The organism is Spirillospora sp. NPDC048824, assembly GCF_043198455.1.
In the GTDB taxonomy this organism is placed as follows: Bacteria; Actinomycetota; Actinomycetes; order Streptosporangiales; family Streptosporangiaceae; genus Spirillospora.
Genome location: NZ_JBICUS010000002.1, coordinates 126,002 through 141,305, shown reverse-complemented (window position 1 = coordinate 141,305; position 15,304 = coordinate 126,002). Strand labels below are relative to the sequence as shown.

Here is a 15,304-nt window from a genome sequence, read left to right as displayed (position 1 = left end):
TGCCCTCGATTCACCAGAAACCCGCCGATGTTCCACGGCACTGTAGTAGTACGAACTAGAGGTTACAAAGAACTCAAAAGTGATAATGACGCAGGTCATGAGCGTATGTCTCAACGATCCTGGCATTGCCCCCGGTCGGCACGCTCCGCGACGGCGGCGCTACGCGACGGCCCCCCTCGCGCGAACCGTGGTGTACGTTGCGGTGGCCGCGCCTGGATCCCGTTCGCATCCGGGACGCTCCACGCTCCGCCCACCGGCAGACTTGGGGCATGGCCAGCCTGGTTTCCGTCACCGACCCCGCAGACCCCCGCATCGCAGACTACGTGCGACTCCGCGATGTGAATCTCCGCAAGAGCCTGGAAGCCGAGCACGGCCTGTTCGTCGCCGAGGGCGAGAAAGTGATCCGCCGTGCGATCGGCGCCGGCCACCCCGTCCGCTCCCTGCTGATGGCCCGCCGCTGGGCCGAACCCCTCGCCGACGTCCTGGACGCCCTCGACGCCCCCGCCTACGTCGCCGACGACGCCACCATGGAGTCGATCACCGGCTTCCAGGTCCACCGCGGCGCCCTGGCGTCCCTCGAACGCCTCCCCCTCCCCACCGTGGACACCGTCCTCAGCACCGCCCGCCGCGTCATAGTCTGCGAAGACATCGTCGACCACACCAATGTCGACGTCCCTGTGCAACACACAGAGCCACCCCGCCGCATCCTGGTCCTAGAGGACTTGGTGGATCACGCGAACGTGGGCTCTATATATAGGTGTGCCGCAGCCCTGGGCGTAGACGCGATCATCCTGTCCCCGAGGTGCGCCGATCCCCTCTACCGCCGTGCGGTCAAGGTCTCCATGGGCGCGGTGTTCGCGATCCCGTACGCCCGCATGACCAACTGGCACGACGACCTGGGCAAGCTGCGCGCCGCGGGCTTCACCCTCCTGGCCCTGACCCCCGACCAGACGGCCACACCTATAGATAAGGCATCAACCGGCGACCGCGTGGCCCTCCTCCTAGGCTCAGAGGGCGACGGCCTGTCATCCCACTGGCTGGACGAGGCCGACGAGCCGGTCTGCATCCCGATGAGCCCGGACGCCATGTCCGCCGGCGTCGACTCCTTGAACGTAACCGCAGCCGCCGCCATCGCCTGCCACACCCTCATTCGGTAGCAGCGCCTGATGATCAGCCTCGATTCCTCCACCGTTCCATGAGATACCCACAGCGATATGACGTGCGACCGCTGATCAAAGAACAGCAGTGCGACTGGGCTGGGAATCCCGGTTGGGAAGTAAATTTCTGGATGAACACAACTGTCTCTTTAATCGAGGTTCGATGCAGCATAGCGTAGGCTACGCCGACGAGAGCGATGGCAATCTATTCAATAGTACAGTCTACACTTCGACGGGCCATCGCTCATGCATTCGGACCGCATGCGTGCCTAGCTATTAGTGGGCACCCTTCAATGCGAAGACGTTCGCGCAAGTAATCTTAGATAGGGGAACCGGAAGAGAGGATAGGGAAAACCATCCAATCTCGCTGCATTTTCCCGGCTCCCTAATCGCAGGAACGCCGGGCAGGCTTCTGGCAAGGTAAGTTACTGATACCCAATGTTGGGATTCGGATACAAGGATATGGTCAAATACGCCCAGAAGTGAGGTAAGTGAAATCTCGAGGCCATACTCCTCGCGAAACTCCCGCCTCACGGCGTCCTCTAGCCGTTCACCCAATCTTACGGACCCACCAGGAAACTCCCATGCGCCGATTTCATTTCGCGCGGCATGACCTCTGCGAGCCAAAAACACACAGCCACCGCCATCGAAGACGACTGCACCAACACCAATTCCGATACAATCTCTACCAGGTACAACCAACTTCGCTCTTCCTAAACTTACTCGTAGAGGGTGGTCACTCAATCTTGGGTAAAAATATCACGATGACAGATATCCACAAGAACACGACTGAAGCCAAAATAAAAGCAATTATATAGGTCTCATACCATCGGAAAAAATTGGCCACTTTAGGCGGTTTGCGGAAACCGGGACGGACGAATTGATCCGCTAGTTCGCACTCTTCACGTCGGTAGTCTACCCATGACAGGATGCCAACAACAATTAGCAAAACTGCAAAAAGAGCAATAAGTGTGGCCAATGCCACCGCAGCTAGCAACCCAGTACGGGCAACGTCGGGCTGAACTCCCCACTTTCGGTAACCTACGAAGATGCTGAGGCCGGCACCCGCGAGGACTGTAGTCAGTGATTGATAGATTGCTAAGAACCTGTATACATTCTCATTAAGGGCATGGATTTGTTGAAGGATGAATTTATATCTTTCATACGCCAGAGAGTCGGCGATGGTTATGTCTCGTCCGTTTTCTCGATTGAGGTCCACAAAGGCCATCCATTGGGTTGGAATCTTACTTGACTAGCTTTGATTTCCTCGTCAGCCCTGCCTTGTCAGCCCTGCCTTCTCCGATTTCCTGCGTGGATATCAAACCGTCGAATCTGTGGAACGCGCGCAAGCTTCTCGAGTACCTGATCCGCCAGTGCCCCAGGCAGGCCGAGCTGGCGGACAATGCTTTCAACGACGTTATTCCATTCCACGCCCTGCGAATACCGACTCACTGGGTCTCCGAGGAGTGCAAATTCGAATTCATCCTTATATGGGTCTGTTCCCTTCCCCATTAGCGAACTCGAAATGTAGATTACGATGAGGTCAGCTACATCGAACTGGGAGACGTCGCCAAGAGCGATCAAGAACGGCGATTCGCGAGTAAAGTACGTATAACCCTGAGAGACAACACAGTCATACGATTCAAGGCCGATTGTCTCTACCTCGTTCGCAGGCACGTAAAGATGATGTCCGAAAGCCCTTGCAAAACGGTACTCCATAAGTCTTTCGAAGATGCGTTCATTGAAGGCATGAAGCCTTGCGGATACGTCTATCCACCGTGCCAGCGCCCCGCGTCGGCTCCAACGGACTGTAATGCGGAATCTCCCTTCGTCACATATCAACTGAGATGCTTCCCATTCACTGGTAAGTAGATCGTGAATATCCCCCCTGGAGGGAAGGCGTACCAAGAGGACGCCTTGCGGGAAGGCTTCAGGTATATCAACTTGCTCCATAAGACCGCTCAGCGAAGCATCCTTAGGCAACTCCCTCAAGAACATCTCAGCACTTCTTATGAAGTTATCTTCAATAGTGAAGAGAGAACCATCCAACTCCTCTAGTTCTGCGAGGGATACCGGTCGACGGTTTCGCCCCTCCTCCACAACCAGAATCTTCAGATTGCGCATCATCTCTCGCATGCGAACACGAGAACGCAGCGCTGCTTCGCCTTCGTACCCCCCACGAGGATTGAGATCATTTATTTGGAACTCGCACTCTGCATTCGCACCAGTGATCGAATAGCCGCGAGCCCCGCTTAGCTCTGTGAACTCTTTCTCGATGTGCTGAAGGTAGATCGAATAGATATCATCGATCGTCGCTTCGAGTTCTGGCGTCTCTTCGAGACCGGACCTGGCTACATTCGTCTTTGGGGAGTCGGGACCCGATGTGTTTGCGATCGCGAATATGTACCGGTCTTTATAGCCAGGGCTATCAAACTCTACTCGCACTCCTTCGACACATATGCCGAGCTGCGGGAGAGACTGCCGCGTGTGACGTGCGAGATTGCCTCTGAACGTTGACGTAGCGCAGGCCCACAGATTATTCGGGTGAAGCAGTTCCCAGGCACGGTTCCACTTACTCCAAACAACAGCGTAAGCCATTTCAACAGCGCCCCGCTGAGCACTCCTCACCTCTACTGTGGCTCCAGGCTTGCGAAGAAGTTCTTCCCTCACAACGCCAGCATCGACCAGAGTATGCGTGAGCGCTTGTTCTACCGATTCGTAGCCGACCGTGTGCTCTGGTTCATCATTCACTTGGACAGTTAGCCGGCAGCTTGGAAGAACGAACCACTTTCGCGTAACCGCCAAAATGTCATCAACTTGAGCACTCGCGCGTACCCTTAGTCGCACCACGGTGCCATGAGGTACAAGGGCCTTTGCTTCTTCCTCTACTCCCTTGTCTAGCAATCGTATCAGATATCGACCGTGAACAGACCGTAGAGAGATCTGTCGAACTTCCTCTTCTTCTGGGTGGCAGGTGTAGACTTCAATTTGATCGGCGATCATAAATGCCGAAAGAACGCCGATGCCAAATCTGCTGATCGGGTTAAACGCGGGAAACTTTTCCCTAAACTTCGGATCCTGATACCGGCTTGCTCCCACCCGAAGAAAGTTGTTTTCGATAATCTCCTGCGTCATACCGGTACCGTTGTCTCGGACCTCAAGGATACGCTCACTTGGATTCCAAGAAATCTTAACAAAGCCGTCGCTGGTATTTCCTTGAGTGCTAGATTCGACGCGCTGCAAACGGACGGCATCTATAGCGTTCTGGGCGAGTTCCCTAATCACGACAGTAGTGTCGTTGTAAAGGGTGTGCCCCGTCAACAAGTTGAGGATCTTCGCCTGGTCAATACTAAACTCGTATTGACTTGGCAAGAAACCTATCGTTTTTATGCGGTCTGTATTGATAGCTCGCCATGGAAAGGAATGCGCTTTGTCGTGCTGTCGTTGTGTGTTGGAAATCCATTTGTGGCTCTGTTCCAGCTGCTTGCTGGCGTAGGCCAAGTACGAAGTGAGGCCGAAAAAACCATCCTCCTGTTCAAAATCCGCATATACATCAATGACGGATGCTTCCTTCTCTTTGCTTACGGCACCGTCAGCGTCCCGAGGGGACTGTGCTCTTATGGAGCGGACTGAGCGATGTTTCGCCCATTCATACTGGCTAAGCGGGTCGGATGGTGCAAGTACTCGGAACGCTATCGAAGGGGTGCGATCACGTGTTATTTGCAGGAGGTCGGCAGTTCGGAGCAAAACGGCCGCGTACTGAAGGTTTGCAACTTCGTCATTGGAATTGCCGTATGGCTGTTCGACGGGATAGATGGTGGTGTTATCAAGGTCATCTTTATGATGACTCTCGCATACCAGTCCGAGATCCCTCAGGAATGTGGGATCGAGATCCCGAAGCAGAGATTTTATTTCCAGTGCCAGCTTGCGACAATCTCCTAGCCTGCTGTCGTCCGGAGCTTCGATCCACCGGCGTATCCTTGTAGCGTGGTGGGCCCTAACAAATTCCTGATAGAGGAAACGCTCTCTCTCGTCTTCGGAAAGGCCAGACAGACGTTCTCGATAATCTCGCCCTTCGCCATCATTGCTTACGAGTCTATGTCCCGTATATTCCTTGAAAGTGCTCAACTCTCGACTGTCGTATTCCTCCTTTGTTACCAGCATGCCGAGGTCATGGAAGTAGACTGATAGCACTATGAGGAGCCAGTCAGCCTTGGTCATAATTGGACGAGTCGACTCTGGAATTAACCATCCAAGCATTTCTAGCATGGAATCAACGTGTTGTATGTCGTGCCTTGTGTACTGATCGAATATGCCCCGCTCTCCGACGTGTCGCAACAGTTCGGCGACCTGTTTCTTTATGTGCAGCAGGTTCAACCCGCTAAAAGCCTCTAGATCTCCAGCGCCAGCTGCAAGCTTCTCGGCCTCGCTAACGAACCGTATCTCCATCACAGCCCCTTCCTGTGTGCGGTTTCACATACGCTAGCGTCATGGATTTGCGCATGTCAGTCGATCCCGATGCAAGGGATGCCTTTGGCCGGAGTTGGCCACATGGGTCAAATGATCTAGCTGGCTGGCGAGTGTCATGGTGCATGACTGCCAGCGATCTTCGTAAGTAACGGTGGCACCGGTAAGTAATTACGTCGCCTCTGCATCCGGCATCTACATGCGGAGGGGTCGTGGCGGTTGCGGTTTGAATCAGCCGTCAGCCAGCGCCTGCGCGCTGCTCTGGGGGTCTGGTGACGAGGAGGTAGCGACGAGGAGGTAGCGGGGTCCCAGCGTTGGGACCTACCTCTACGCGATCAAGGAGTACCTCGGAGGGGCCAACGCTCGTATCCGCGTCCACGGCTGAGACCGGTGAAGAGTGGGCCAACGGAGCGGCTCGAAACTCCTGCGGGTCGGGGCAACGAACTTATTCACGCATCTTTCGTGTTGCATCAGTCGAGTGGCCTTCCGCACAGCCAGCCAGCTCGACGACGAGGACCTTGGTGTCGTGCACCAGGGCAGACGGGGGGTGAGATGTACCTCAACCACTTGGTGGACGGTCATGGAAAGTACGTCGTAGTGGACATGCTGGCGGGGGCGGACACGTTCGCCTCTGGTCTGTTCACACGGTTCGATGTCATGTTCTTGGTGGTTGAGCCGACGAGGAAGGGCGTCGCCGTCTACCGGCAGTACATCGAGTACGCGCGGGACTTCGGGGTGAAGATCGCGGTAGTAGGCAACAAGGTCCAGACGAACGACGACGAGTCGTTCCTGCGTGCGCAGGTGGGGGATGACCTGCTTGTGTGCATGGGGCACCAGCCGGCCGTTCGGCCGATGGAACAGGGACGCCCCTTCGATCTCGGCGCGCTCGACGACCATGGGAGGGAAGTGCTCCGCAAGCTTCAGGCGGAGGTCGATGCTCAGCCGAAGGAGTGGGAGAAGTTCTCCCGGCAGGGTGCGGAGTTCCATGTCAGGAACGCCGAAAGTTGGGTGAACAAGGCTGTAGGGGTCGATCTCACTACTCAGATCGATCCCGAGTTCAACATGGCCGCCGAAGCTTCGGTTCTAGGGTGAGTGCTTTCACGCGCCAAACTCGGTGCAAGCTATAGCTTGATGATTCTGCCTTCTCTGATGAGAATTCTGGCGGGAGTCTGGTGGCTCGGTGGTGGCTGCCGTGTCTTGTTCGCGGCTAGGGAGTCGGCTGCCATTCGGAACAGTTCCGCAGTCTGCCAATGGGCGTTTGCCTGTTCCGGTTCTTCGGTCAGTATGAAGCGGAATGAGTAGTCCATATGCCTTCTCTTTTGGCTCTTCAGGTAGGAACGAACCAGGGGGCTGATCGGACGAAGCAAGGTGTACCGAATGCTGTGCACTTGAACTCCTACGTATAGACCCCCGGCTTCTGCCAAGCTCGTTTAGACGGAAGCCGGGGGCGTGTTGGGGAAGCGTTCCCCTAGAAGGGGTACATGCGTTCTTGGAGGATGCGTCCGACCTGTTCGGCCGCTCCTTTGGCGTCTCCACAGTGGAACAGGTGACCAGCTGTTCCATCTTGTCCAGCCTCGTAGTAGCTCCAACGGCCCTGAGGTTCCGCTCGTACGTGTATCCAGATTTCGACGTCATCTGCCCCGGGGGCGTAGACGCGGAGCGTTGGACGGAAGAGCGGGAAGTCGTCGGGACGGTAGAGCCGGAGGCATCGCCAGCCGGCAGGCGCGATCGTTATGGCCAGGCAATCGAGATAATGCGCCGCAGTGTGGTGCCCGATACGGGTGCGGCACCGGAGGGCGTACGCCTGGACGGCACTGCGTAAGCGCTTGGCCATCTGAATGGCTAGGCTGCGAGTCTTGCCCATACGATTTTTCCTCCTTCGCTGATGGGTCGCGTTCCCCACTTGATCGCGATGCCTTCGACCGTCAGCAGTCCCCGGCCGTGGATTTCGGTTTCGCTCTCCGGTTTCGCAAGGGGTTCACCGGTTCCCTGGTCCCATACCTCGATGGTGAGTGCGCCGTCGTTCTCGTCCCGGAAGATGCGGACGATGATCTCTCCGGAGCCGTGTCGGAGGGCGTTGGTGACGAGTTCCGAGACGACGAGACGGCCGTCAGAGTCGTCTTTGATCCCCCACTCGCAGAAGCACGCCGCGAGGAAGCGTCGTGCTTCCGCCGGTGCCCTGTCGGTGGGGTCGAGGATCAGAGTCGGGGTTTCGGGTGCGAGAACGGTTGCGTGCATCGATACGACCTTTGGAGTGTTCGCGGTTGCCGGATGGCACCTATGAGGGCCATGTGGCGGCGGGCGGGTGTTCACCATGGGGAACCATCGCCTCTGGTTTCCGGTTGAAATGCCGTGACCAGACTCGCAAGGGTGAGTTACTCTCGCCATGAACCCCGAGACGGGTCAGGTAAACCTCGGCTCTAGTCCACGAAACCCCGCCCTGGGTTTCGCAGAGGAGACGGCAGTGGGATCACGACGCGAAGCATATGAAGACCCTGCAATCCAGACATTCGCGGCGGAGGTGACCGCTTGGCGGTCGGAAGCTCAGTTGAGCAAGCAGGAGTTGGCTGAGAAACTTGGGTACACGCCGCAGTGGCTCGGGCAGATCGAGGCCGGGAAGAACATCCCTTCGGAGAAGTTCGCTCAGGACCTCGATACTTTCTTCAAGACCAATGGGCTGTTCCAGCGGCTATGGAAGCGTGTCGTCGACACACGTCACCGAACGGTCCGCCCGCCTGGCTTTGATCGGTATCTCGAAGTCGAGGTAGAGGCGACTACGATACGTGCCTTCGACGTAGCCATGATTAATGGTCTGTTGCAGACCGAGAGCTACATCCGTACTGTGGTCGGCTGGAATCAGCGGCCGGATCTCGTGGACCAGCTCGTGAAGGACCGTTTGAAGCGGCAAGAGATGTTTGCGGCTGAGGATGCTCCCCAAGCTTGGTTTACCGTGGACGAGTTCGCTTTGCGGCGTACTGTCGGCGGATCAACCGTGATGCGTGAGCAACTTCAGCACTTGCTCACGATTGGTGAGTTGCCTAATGTTTGGATCGACGTCGTACCGCAAGATGCGGGCTACTACCCTGGCTTGGGTGGCAGTTTCATTCTGCTGAGCTTTGTGGACGCGCCTGACGTGGCGTACATCGAAGCAGGCGGGCAAGGGATGCTTCTTCAGGAGAAAAGCGCCGTTGGAGAGTGTGCAGTGCGGTACAACGCATTGCGAGGTGACGCGCTCCGAGTCGATGAGTCCCGGCGCTTGATCACAAGGTTGATGGAGGAAGTTGCATGAGGGACATGGGTGGCATGGAAGGTGCCCGCTGGCGTAAGGCCAGCCGTAGCGACCACCAGGGCGGCGCATGCGTCGAGGTGGCGAGGCTGGCCGACGTGATCGGTGTCCGCGACTCGAAGGACGCGGACGGCCCCAAGCTGATCGTTACCGCAGCCGAATGGAAGTCGTTCGTCGGACGAGTCACGGCACGCGAGTACGACTTGCGCTGACCTGGTCTTCTCGGAACCGTGTGGTTCGGAACCGGCCAGCGTTTAGCCCCCTGTAGCGGCCACCGTCTGTGAGAGAATCCATCCATGGTCGACCGTGATCAACACCTCTCCCCGCATCAGGCCATCGCCGACGACCTTCAGAAGAGGATCAAGAGCGGAGACTTGGGTGCGGACTCACCGTTGCCGAGTCCGCAAGAGCTGGCTGAGCAGTGGGAATGTGAGTTGGGCGCGGCTCGTCGGGCGCTCATCGCGCTACGGAACGTCGGCGCAATCTACTTCCTGCAAGGTCAGGGGGCGTTCGTAGCCAAGAGTCCGCCCCTGGTCAGGACCCATTGGGACCGGTTCCAGCGCCCACACTCTCAGCCGGCCTACCGGCAGGAGTCCGAGCGGGCTGGCATGGAACTCCAGGTTGAGCACTCCACCGAACGCGCTGAGGCTCCTGCCGGAGTAGCGGAACGTCTCGGCATCGAGGAGGGCGACCCTGTCTCCGAGACCTCGTATTTGATCAACATGGGCGGAAGCCCTGTCTCGTTCAGCGTGGCTTGGGAGCCGCTCGCCATCACGGGCGGTACCGACATCGAGATGCCGCACGAAGGCCCGTATGGCGGAAAGGGCATCGTTCCGCGGTTCGACGCGATCGGTTACGCCGTCGATGCGGAAGAAGAGGTGCTGCAAGTCCGGATGCCCGAACCGCACGAAGAGGCGCAGCTCGACATGCCTGCGGGTGTCCCGGTGATTCAGATCTGGCAAACGTTCTGGTCCGGAGACACCCCGGTTGAGGTCGCGAAAATCATCTACCGGGCTGACCGGTATGAGTTCCAGTACCGGACGACCATCACCTAAGAGTCGTTGGGCTCTCGGCTGACCTTCGGCAACCCGTGGTCGTATTCGTTGCCGCAGGCGGGGCAGGCTCGGTAAGGGACTTCCTCGCCGAACGCGAGGTCTATTTGTGTCCTGACCTCGACGTCTTCTGAGCCGCACCGCGGGCAAGTCTCAGCTTCGCTGTTCTCCGTGGTCATCGCTCATCACTCAAGTTGAGGCGTGTGCTTTCGGCTGGCCAGACCGTGACCGTGTGGTCGATCGGACGTCCGCTCTGGTCGTGCGTGGTCTCTGTACGTGTGAGCACACAGGCCGTGGGCTTGAGTCCCAACATGGCCGATTCCGAGTCGGACGGGTGCCGCGCCGAGACGTGGCGCTGAGTGGTCCCCAACGACTTGCCCCCTGCGGAGGCCAGGAGCGCGTCACCCCATGAACCCCTCACCTGCTCCGGTTCGGCGAGTGGGGTGGCCTGGGCGAAACCCGGCTCTAGGTAGCTCGTGCGAAGCTCCGTAGGCATCCCGTGCTCGTCGGCTACGAGTCTTCTGCGGACTACTACGGGAGCGGTCGGCTCGTCGATACCCAGGGCGAGAGCAACAGCGGGGGGCACGGGTTCGGAGCGCACGTCGAGCGTGGTGTGCTCCGTCTCCGATTCCGCATATCCGTCTGACGTGACGGTCACGGGCGTCCGGATGGCCAGCCCACTAGGACGAGCAGCGGCGGGCGCTTCAGTCGGTTGAGGAGTCTCCTCGTCTACCTGCTGTGCGCGGGGGCCAGCTGAGACGTGTCCGCGAGTGCCTTCAGGGCGCGCGTAGCCGGCGGCAACCACTTCCGCGAGCGCCTTGCGGGCCGTTGTGGTGCTGATGGCCATCCGTGCCGTGAGTTCTCGCACCGATGGCAGGAGAGCGCCGGACGGGTAACGGCCTGACTCGATCTCGCCTATGAGTTGGTCCCGAATCACCTCGTAGAGATTCGGTTTTGAGCCTCCTGCACGCGCGCCCGCTGAGGGCGATGCCGTGCCAGCCATGATCGATCGGTTCCTCTCACCTGCGTCAACGCCTGGTTCCTCGCAACTGTAACGCGCACGCCTGTGTGCGTCTATCTGTTCGCGCACAGTTTGACGTGTACTTGATGACGCAAAGGTGTGCGCTAACGTCTTGACGCGCACAGCTGTGTGCGCACAAGATGTAGTCGATCGCGCTACCGGAGAGCGCGACAGGTCGAGAGGAGTGATCCACATGACCTACGCGGACGCGACCCAGCGAACCCGGCTCATTGCCGGTCTTCGCGGCCTTGCCGCCTACCTCGAAACGCACTCCGAGGTGCCGGCTCCCACGGGAGCGGAACTCATGGTCTTCGCCCGTGGCGCTGACCACGTCATGCGCACCGAAATCGAGCGCATAGCGGCCCTCGTGGGGTCGGAGATCTACACCGCGGACTCGGACCGCAGCCACTACCGCGTGATGCGGGACTTCGGTCCCGTGACCTACAGCGCGATCGCGATCCTGAGCGCCGCCCGTGCCCGCCACAACGCCCTGATGTCCTACGACGGCGCCGTCATCGCGGACGCCTCTGAGGAGAAGTGACCCGATGACTTCCGCAACCCTCATGCTCCTGCTCGCCGTGTTCCTGTCCGGTGGCGCTCTCGGCGTCTTCCTGCTCCTCCTCATCGGCATCCACGCCGAGGAACGCCGCATGAGCCTGACCGGCACCCCCAAGTCCCGAATGACGGCCTCAACGCGCCGATTCCTCGGCGTCACGGTCCGATGCCAGACCCACGAGACCACGCCCAAGACCACCGGCCTCAAGAGGTGACCGTGCGAATCCCCAATGACGTCCGAGGACGTTCCTGCCCCTGCGGAGCCCGTACCGAGATCGGCACGTGGCGGTGCCACAAGTGCCGGTCCCGCTCCCGCTGGCGTCGCCGCAAGTCCCGTCACGACGGAATCTGAAAGGACGGTCCATGTCCGCGACCGATGCACACGCGACCGCCGTACCGGAATCCGTACCGGACGAGGACGTTCCGGTACGGGACTGGTGGGTCATGGTTGGCATGACCATCGCAGCCGTCTCCGCTGCGGTCGCGAGCTTCACCGGCCTGTACGGGCTGGCCACCGCCGCCGGCTGGCCCGTACGGCTGGCGTGGCTCTTGCCGATCACCATCGACGCGCACGCCATGACCTCGGCGCGCGTTTGGCTGGCCACCACCACCCGATCAGCCGCCGCACGCCGCTTCGCCCGGATGAACGCCATCGGCGCTATCGGGATGAGCATCACCGGTAACGCGGCGTACCACGCGATAGAGGCCGGATTGATCGACCTCTCATGGCCGATCGTCGTCCTCGTCGGTGCCGTACCGGCTGCCGTACTCGGACTCACCGCACACCTTCACGCGCTCCGCAGCCGGATTGACGAGCCACCCGCAGTGGAGGACGAGCCAGAGGACGAACCGGCGGGCAGCGGGGAGGACGATCCTTCCCCTCGTCCGAAGCGGCGGGGACGGCGTCCACCGCGCCGTACCGATGACGAACTGATGGAAGCGGCCCGGTTCGCAGATGCGCAGTACCGACAGATGCACGGTCGTCCCATCACGCGTGACGCTCTCAGGACGTCGCTGCGGATCAGTACGCCCAGGGCGACCGAACTTCGACGGCAACTCAACGCCCCCGACCAGTCCGCCCCCGACTCCCGACAGGGCAGCGATCACGCTTCCGCCCTCAGTGAAGAGAGGTGATGCACTCCATGGAGGTCTCAATTCCGCTCGTCGTCATCCTCGGCGCGGTCGCCTACGTGGCTTGGCGCTACATGGGCTTGCGCGTCTGGCACGCGGTCATCTGCCTTCTGTTCGGCTTCTTCCTGGGCGCCACCAGTGCCGCGCCCGAGATTCGCCGCTTGGTCGCCGCAATCGTCGAGTGGTTCAGCGCTGGCCAGCCCTGACCACCGTCCCGGACGTCCCACAGCCCCGACCCAAGGAGGGGATGCCTAGTGCCCAACACGCCGTACCACCCCAGGATCGACCTTCAGGAGGCCATCAACCGGAGCCGTACCGCACGCCGCATCGTCGCCAACACGTGGCCTGACGAAACGCTCCCTGCCATCCTCCGCACGAATCTCGACACCGCGCTCGACACCATCCCCGCTCTCGCCGACGAGGTCGCCCGCCTCAGCACCGAACTGCGCGACTTCCGCATACACCGCGCCAACCTCGCAGCCGCCGCACGCGCCACCCTCACCGCACACCATGACGGGGAACGCGACCCGCTCTCCTACCTGCGAGATGAACTCGACGCCCAGGGATACGACCCCGAGGGGCGCGCATGAGGAACCAGCAGATGAAGCGGCACGCGCGCCGAATGCGCCGCAACGGCCTACAACCGATGGTGGTTATCGACTCCAACGGGCAGCTGCCTGACCTCGTCGCCGTGGCCGTGGCCCGCGGACTCTGGCGTTACCGTTCCGAACTTGGACCGATCGGGCTTGCCCTCGTCCTCGTCGTCACGGCCGTTGTGCTCCACCTGACTCACCCTGGATGGTGGGTCGGCATCCTCCTCACGGCGTCCGTGATCGCGTCGGCGCTCGCCATCGTCGGTGACCGCATCGGCCTCTCGCGCCGAATCGAGCGTCTGTATGCCGCAACCGTCGCGATGAGCGCCGGGGGATGGCTTGCCGCAGCAACGGCACTCGGCATCACCAACCGGCCGCTTCCGCAAATCCTCCTCGTCGGTACACCTGTTCTCGCCGTGCCCTGGTGGGCGCATCGACGCCGGCGCGCCCGCGTTCGCGTCGAGCGCACGCTCGCCGCATGGCCGGAGATCTCGCAATCGGTGGGCTTGGCAGGCTCCCGCGTGATGTCCGCCGTAGTGGACGTGTGGGGATGGCGCGCCCGATTCGGCCTTGCGCGCGGTCAGACGATCCAGGACGCGATCGGGAAGATTCCCGCGCTCGAATCCGCACTTGGGACGTTCCGGGGAGCCGTTCGGGTCTACCCCACGCGCGACGACAGGGCCAACCGCTTCGAGTTGCGGGTGCTCAACATCGACCCGCACGCCAACGCCATCGCATGGCCTGGACCGTCCGTCACGACGATCACGGAGCCGATCGACCTCGGCCCCTTCGAGGACGCAGCGCCCGCACGCGTCCTTCTCCTGCGCCGTCACGCCCTCATCGGAGGCATCGCGGGATCGGGCAAGAGCGGCGGCATCAACGTCCTCATGGGCAATCTGTCCTCCTGTCGAGACGTGGTCATATGGGCCATCGACCTCAAACGAGGCATGGAACTACAGCCGTGGGCACGGTGCATCGATCGTCTCGCGACCAGTCCGGAGGAAGCGCGTCGGCTTCTGCGTGACGCGGTCGCGATCCTGGAGGCGCGTGCTGATCACCTCGCTTCAACGGGAAAGCGGGTATGGGAACCGTCGCGTCAAATGCCCGCGCTCGTGATCATCATCGACGAGTACGCCGAACTTGCTGATGACGCTCCGGAAGCGACCACGTTCACCGACTCGATTGCGCGACGAGGACGAGCCGTCGCCGTGACCCTCGTCGCTGCAACACAGCGGCCCACTCAGAAGGCCATGGGCAAGGGCGCGGTTCGCTCACAGATGGACGTCCGCATGAGCTTCCGCGTCCGGGAGCGCAAGGACGTCGATCTCATCCTCGGGCAAGGGATGCTTGGCGCCGGCTGGCATGCTCACACCCTCAACGCCCCTGGCAAGTTCCTCCTGTCCGCACCGGAACACGACATCCCTCGTCGCGCCCGCGCGTTCCTCCTGAGCGACCAGGCCGTGAGTGAGACCGCGCAGAGGCACGCGGATACGCGACCGACGCTCGACGAGGTATCCCGACGCGCACCGGAGGAAGCCGAGACTCTCGTGCCCGCGGACGGCTCTGAGAGGCGCTCAGAGCTTCCGCCCGACGAAGCCGGACCCATTGACGTCCCTGAGTCTCGGAAGACCCCGGAAACGGCTCTCTGGGCCATGCTGGTTGCCGCACCGCACGAGGGCGTACCTGTGCCCCTTCTCATCCAGGCCAGCGGCAAGAGCCGCCGGTGGGTCTACTACCAACTCAACGGGCTGGCTAACTCGGGACGCGCCGTCCAGGTCACTCGGGGACGCTGGCGCGCCGTCCACTCGGAGACTGGCGACTCTCCGTGATCGTGCAGCGAGACTTGTGCAGGTGCATCTCTGCGCGCGTCTGCACGTAAGGGGACGCGGTTGCACATTGCACGTGCACGCTCCCGCCCTCGTTCTCGCCACGCACAGTGAGGGAGGTGAGGCCACACGAGCAGACGGACGACGGAACGCGCACCGACACAACGCGAATGCTGGGATGAGTTCTGGAAGGTAGCCGCTCATGTGCTCGCCAAC

At 60.5% G+C, this 15,304-nt stretch carries 16 protein-coding genes; 11 read left to right on the top strand and 5 right to left on the bottom strand.

Translation table 11 applies throughout. The features are described 5' to 3' along the window. Positions 1 to 269 precede the first annotated feature (269 nt). Positions 270 to 1,157, top strand: a complete 888-nt coding sequence (locus tag ACGFIS_RS04175; protein ID WP_392969464.1) for a TrmH family RNA methyltransferase — start codon at positions 270 to 272, stop codon at positions 1,155 to 1,157. Positions 1,158 to 1,433: 276 nt separating this feature from the next. On the opposite strand, the gene ACGFIS_RS04170 is transcribed toward ACGFIS_RS04175, so the two are convergent. Genes ACGFIS_RS04170 through ACGFIS_RS04160 form a run of 3 tightly spaced genes read right to left on the bottom strand, consistent with a single transcriptional unit; the run spans position 1,434 to position 5,606 of the window. Next, entirely contained in the window at positions 1,434 to 1,859 is a 426-nt protein-coding gene (locus tag ACGFIS_RS04170; RefSeq protein WP_392969461.1) for an NUDIX domain-containing protein, read from the bottom strand. Between the two features lie 34 nt (positions 1,860 to 1,893). Beyond that, complete coding sequence (locus ACGFIS_RS04165) at positions 1,894 to 2,385, bottom strand: hypothetical protein (RefSeq protein WP_392969458.1); 492 nt, start codon at positions 2,383 to 2,385, stop codon at positions 1,894 to 1,896. Positions 2,386 to 2,441: 56 nt separating this feature from the next. Further along, positions 2,442 to 5,606 carry an ATP-binding protein gene (locus ACGFIS_RS04160; protein ID WP_392969455.1) on the bottom strand — a complete coding sequence of 1,055 codons (3,165 nt, stop codon included), beginning with the start codon at positions 5,604 to 5,606 and terminating at the stop codon, positions 2,442 to 2,444. Positions 5,607 to 6,176: 570 nt separating this feature from the next. Here ACGFIS_RS04160 and ACGFIS_RS04155 point away from each other — a divergent pair. Beyond that, a complete protein-coding gene (locus tag ACGFIS_RS04155; protein WP_392969452.1) occupies positions 6,177 to 6,716 on the top strand; it encodes a hypothetical protein in 540 nt (179 codons plus the stop codon). A gap of 750 nt (positions 6,717 to 7,466) precedes the next feature. Here ACGFIS_RS04155 and ACGFIS_RS04150 read toward each other — a convergent pair. Beyond that, entirely contained in the window at positions 7,467 to 7,862 is a 396-nt protein-coding gene (locus tag ACGFIS_RS04150; RefSeq protein ID WP_392969449.1) for an ATP-binding protein, read from the bottom strand. Between the two features lie 148 nt (positions 7,863 to 8,010). On the opposite strand from ACGFIS_RS04150, the gene ACGFIS_RS04145 reads away from it, so the two are divergent. From ACGFIS_RS04145 to ACGFIS_RS04135, 3 genes are all read left to right on the top strand, one after another. Continuing rightward, on the top strand, positions 8,011 to 8,913 hold the full coding sequence (locus ACGFIS_RS04145) for a helix-turn-helix transcriptional regulator (protein WP_392969446.1): 903 nt from the start codon (positions 8,011 to 8,013) through the stop codon (positions 8,911 to 8,913). Beyond that, positions 8,910 to 9,122, top strand: a complete 213-nt coding sequence (locus ACGFIS_RS04140; protein ID WP_392969443.1) for a DUF397 domain-containing protein — start codon at positions 8,910 to 8,912, stop codon at positions 9,120 to 9,122. Before ACGFIS_RS04145 ends, ACGFIS_RS04140 begins: the two co-directional genes overlap by 4 nt. A gap of 84 nt (positions 9,123 to 9,206) precedes the next feature. Next, positions 9,207 to 9,965 (top strand): GntR family transcriptional regulator, encoded by a 759-nt coding sequence (locus tag ACGFIS_RS04135; RefSeq protein ID WP_392969440.1) that lies wholly within the window; start codon positions 9,207 to 9,209, stop codon positions 9,963 to 9,965. 172 nt (positions 9,966 to 10,137) lie between these two features. On the opposite strand, the gene ACGFIS_RS04130 is transcribed toward ACGFIS_RS04135, so the two are convergent. After that, positions 10,138 to 10,965 (bottom strand): GntR family transcriptional regulator, encoded by an 828-nt coding sequence (locus ACGFIS_RS04130; RefSeq protein WP_392969436.1) that lies wholly within the window; start codon positions 10,963 to 10,965, stop codon positions 10,138 to 10,140. A gap of 211 nt (positions 10,966 to 11,176) precedes the next feature. Here ACGFIS_RS04130 and ACGFIS_RS04125 point away from each other — a divergent pair, with 211 nt between their 5' ends. The 6 genes from ACGFIS_RS04125 (at position 11,177) to ACGFIS_RS04100 (ending at position 15,091) form a co-directional block, all read left to right on the top strand. Beyond that, positions 11,177 to 11,524, top strand: a complete 348-nt coding sequence (locus tag ACGFIS_RS04125) for a hypothetical protein (RefSeq protein WP_392969433.1) — start codon at positions 11,177 to 11,179, stop codon at positions 11,522 to 11,524. Positions 11,525 to 11,528: 4 nt separating this feature from the next. After that, positions 11,529 to 11,753, top strand: a complete 225-nt coding sequence (locus tag ACGFIS_RS04120) for a hypothetical protein (protein WP_392969431.1) — start codon at positions 11,529 to 11,531, stop codon at positions 11,751 to 11,753. Between the two features lie 148 nt (positions 11,754 to 11,901). Further along, complete coding sequence (locus tag ACGFIS_RS04115) at positions 11,902 to 12,672, top strand: DUF2637 domain-containing protein (protein ID WP_392969428.1); 771 nt, start codon at positions 11,902 to 11,904, stop codon at positions 12,670 to 12,672. Positions 12,673 to 12,680: 8 nt separating this feature from the next. Further along, positions 12,681 to 12,875 carry a hypothetical protein gene (locus tag ACGFIS_RS04110; protein ID WP_392969425.1) on the top strand — a complete coding sequence of 65 codons (195 nt, stop codon included), beginning with the start codon at positions 12,681 to 12,683 and terminating at the stop codon, positions 12,873 to 12,875. Between the two features lie 48 nt (positions 12,876 to 12,923). Next, positions 12,924 to 13,259 carry a hypothetical protein gene (locus ACGFIS_RS04105; protein WP_392969423.1) on the top strand — a complete coding sequence of 112 codons (336 nt, stop codon included), beginning with the start codon at positions 12,924 to 12,926 and terminating at the stop codon, positions 13,257 to 13,259. Next, a complete protein-coding gene (locus ACGFIS_RS04100) occupies positions 13,256 to 15,091 on the top strand; it encodes an FtsK/SpoIIIE domain-containing protein (protein WP_392969420.1) in 1,836 nt (611 codons plus the stop codon). The genes ACGFIS_RS04105 and ACGFIS_RS04100 overlap by 4 nt, the downstream gene beginning before the upstream one ends. Positions 15,092 to 15,304 lie beyond the last annotated feature (213 nt).

Excerpts from the sequence above, each read along its gene's own strand:
- ACGFIS_RS04165 (WP_392969458.1), bottom strand. The coding sequence starts at position 2,385 with ATGGCCTTTGTGGACCTCAATCGAGAAAACGGACGAGACATAACCATC.
- ACGFIS_RS04115 (WP_392969428.1), top strand. The coding sequence starts at position 11,902 with ATGTCCGCGACCGATGCACACGCGACCGCCGTACCGGAATCCGTACCG.
- ACGFIS_RS04125 (WP_392969433.1), top strand. The coding sequence starts at position 11,177 with ATGACCTACGCGGACGCGACCCAGCGAACCCGGCTCATTGCCGGTCTT.
- ACGFIS_RS04110 (WP_392969425.1), top strand. The coding sequence starts at position 12,681 with ATGGAGGTCTCAATTCCGCTCGTCGTCATCCTCGGCGCGGTCGCCTAC.
- ACGFIS_RS04135 (WP_392969440.1), top strand. The coding sequence starts at position 9,207 with ATGGTCGACCGTGATCAACACCTCTCCCCGCATCAGGCCATCGCCGAC.
- ACGFIS_RS04145 (WP_392969446.1), top strand. The coding sequence starts at position 8,011 with ATGAACCCCGAGACGGGTCAGGTAAACCTCGGCTCTAGTCCACGAAAC.
- ACGFIS_RS04160 (WP_392969455.1), bottom strand. The coding sequence starts at position 5,606 with ATGGAGATACGGTTCGTTAGCGAGGCCGAGAAGCTTGCAGCTGGCGCT.
- ACGFIS_RS04140 (WP_392969443.1), top strand. The coding sequence starts at position 8,910 with ATGAGGGACATGGGTGGCATGGAAGGTGCCCGCTGGCGTAAGGCCAGC.
- ACGFIS_RS04150 (WP_392969449.1), bottom strand. The coding sequence starts at position 7,862 with ATGCACGCAACCGTTCTCGCACCCGAAACCCCGACTCTGATCCTCGAC.
- ACGFIS_RS04155 (WP_392969452.1), top strand. The coding sequence starts at position 6,177 with ATGTACCTCAACCACTTGGTGGACGGTCATGGAAAGTACGTCGTAGTG.
- ACGFIS_RS04130 (WP_392969436.1), bottom strand. The coding sequence starts at position 10,965 with ATGGCTGGCACGGCATCGCCCTCAGCGGGCGCGCGTGCAGGAGGCTCA.
- ACGFIS_RS04100 (WP_392969420.1), top strand. The coding sequence starts at position 13,256 with ATGAGGAACCAGCAGATGAAGCGGCACGCGCGCCGAATGCGCCGCAAC.
- ACGFIS_RS04120 (WP_392969431.1), top strand. The coding sequence starts at position 11,529 with ATGACTTCCGCAACCCTCATGCTCCTGCTCGCCGTGTTCCTGTCCGGT.
- ACGFIS_RS04175 (WP_392969464.1), top strand. The coding sequence starts at position 270 with ATGGCCAGCCTGGTTTCCGTCACCGACCCCGCAGACCCCCGCATCGCA.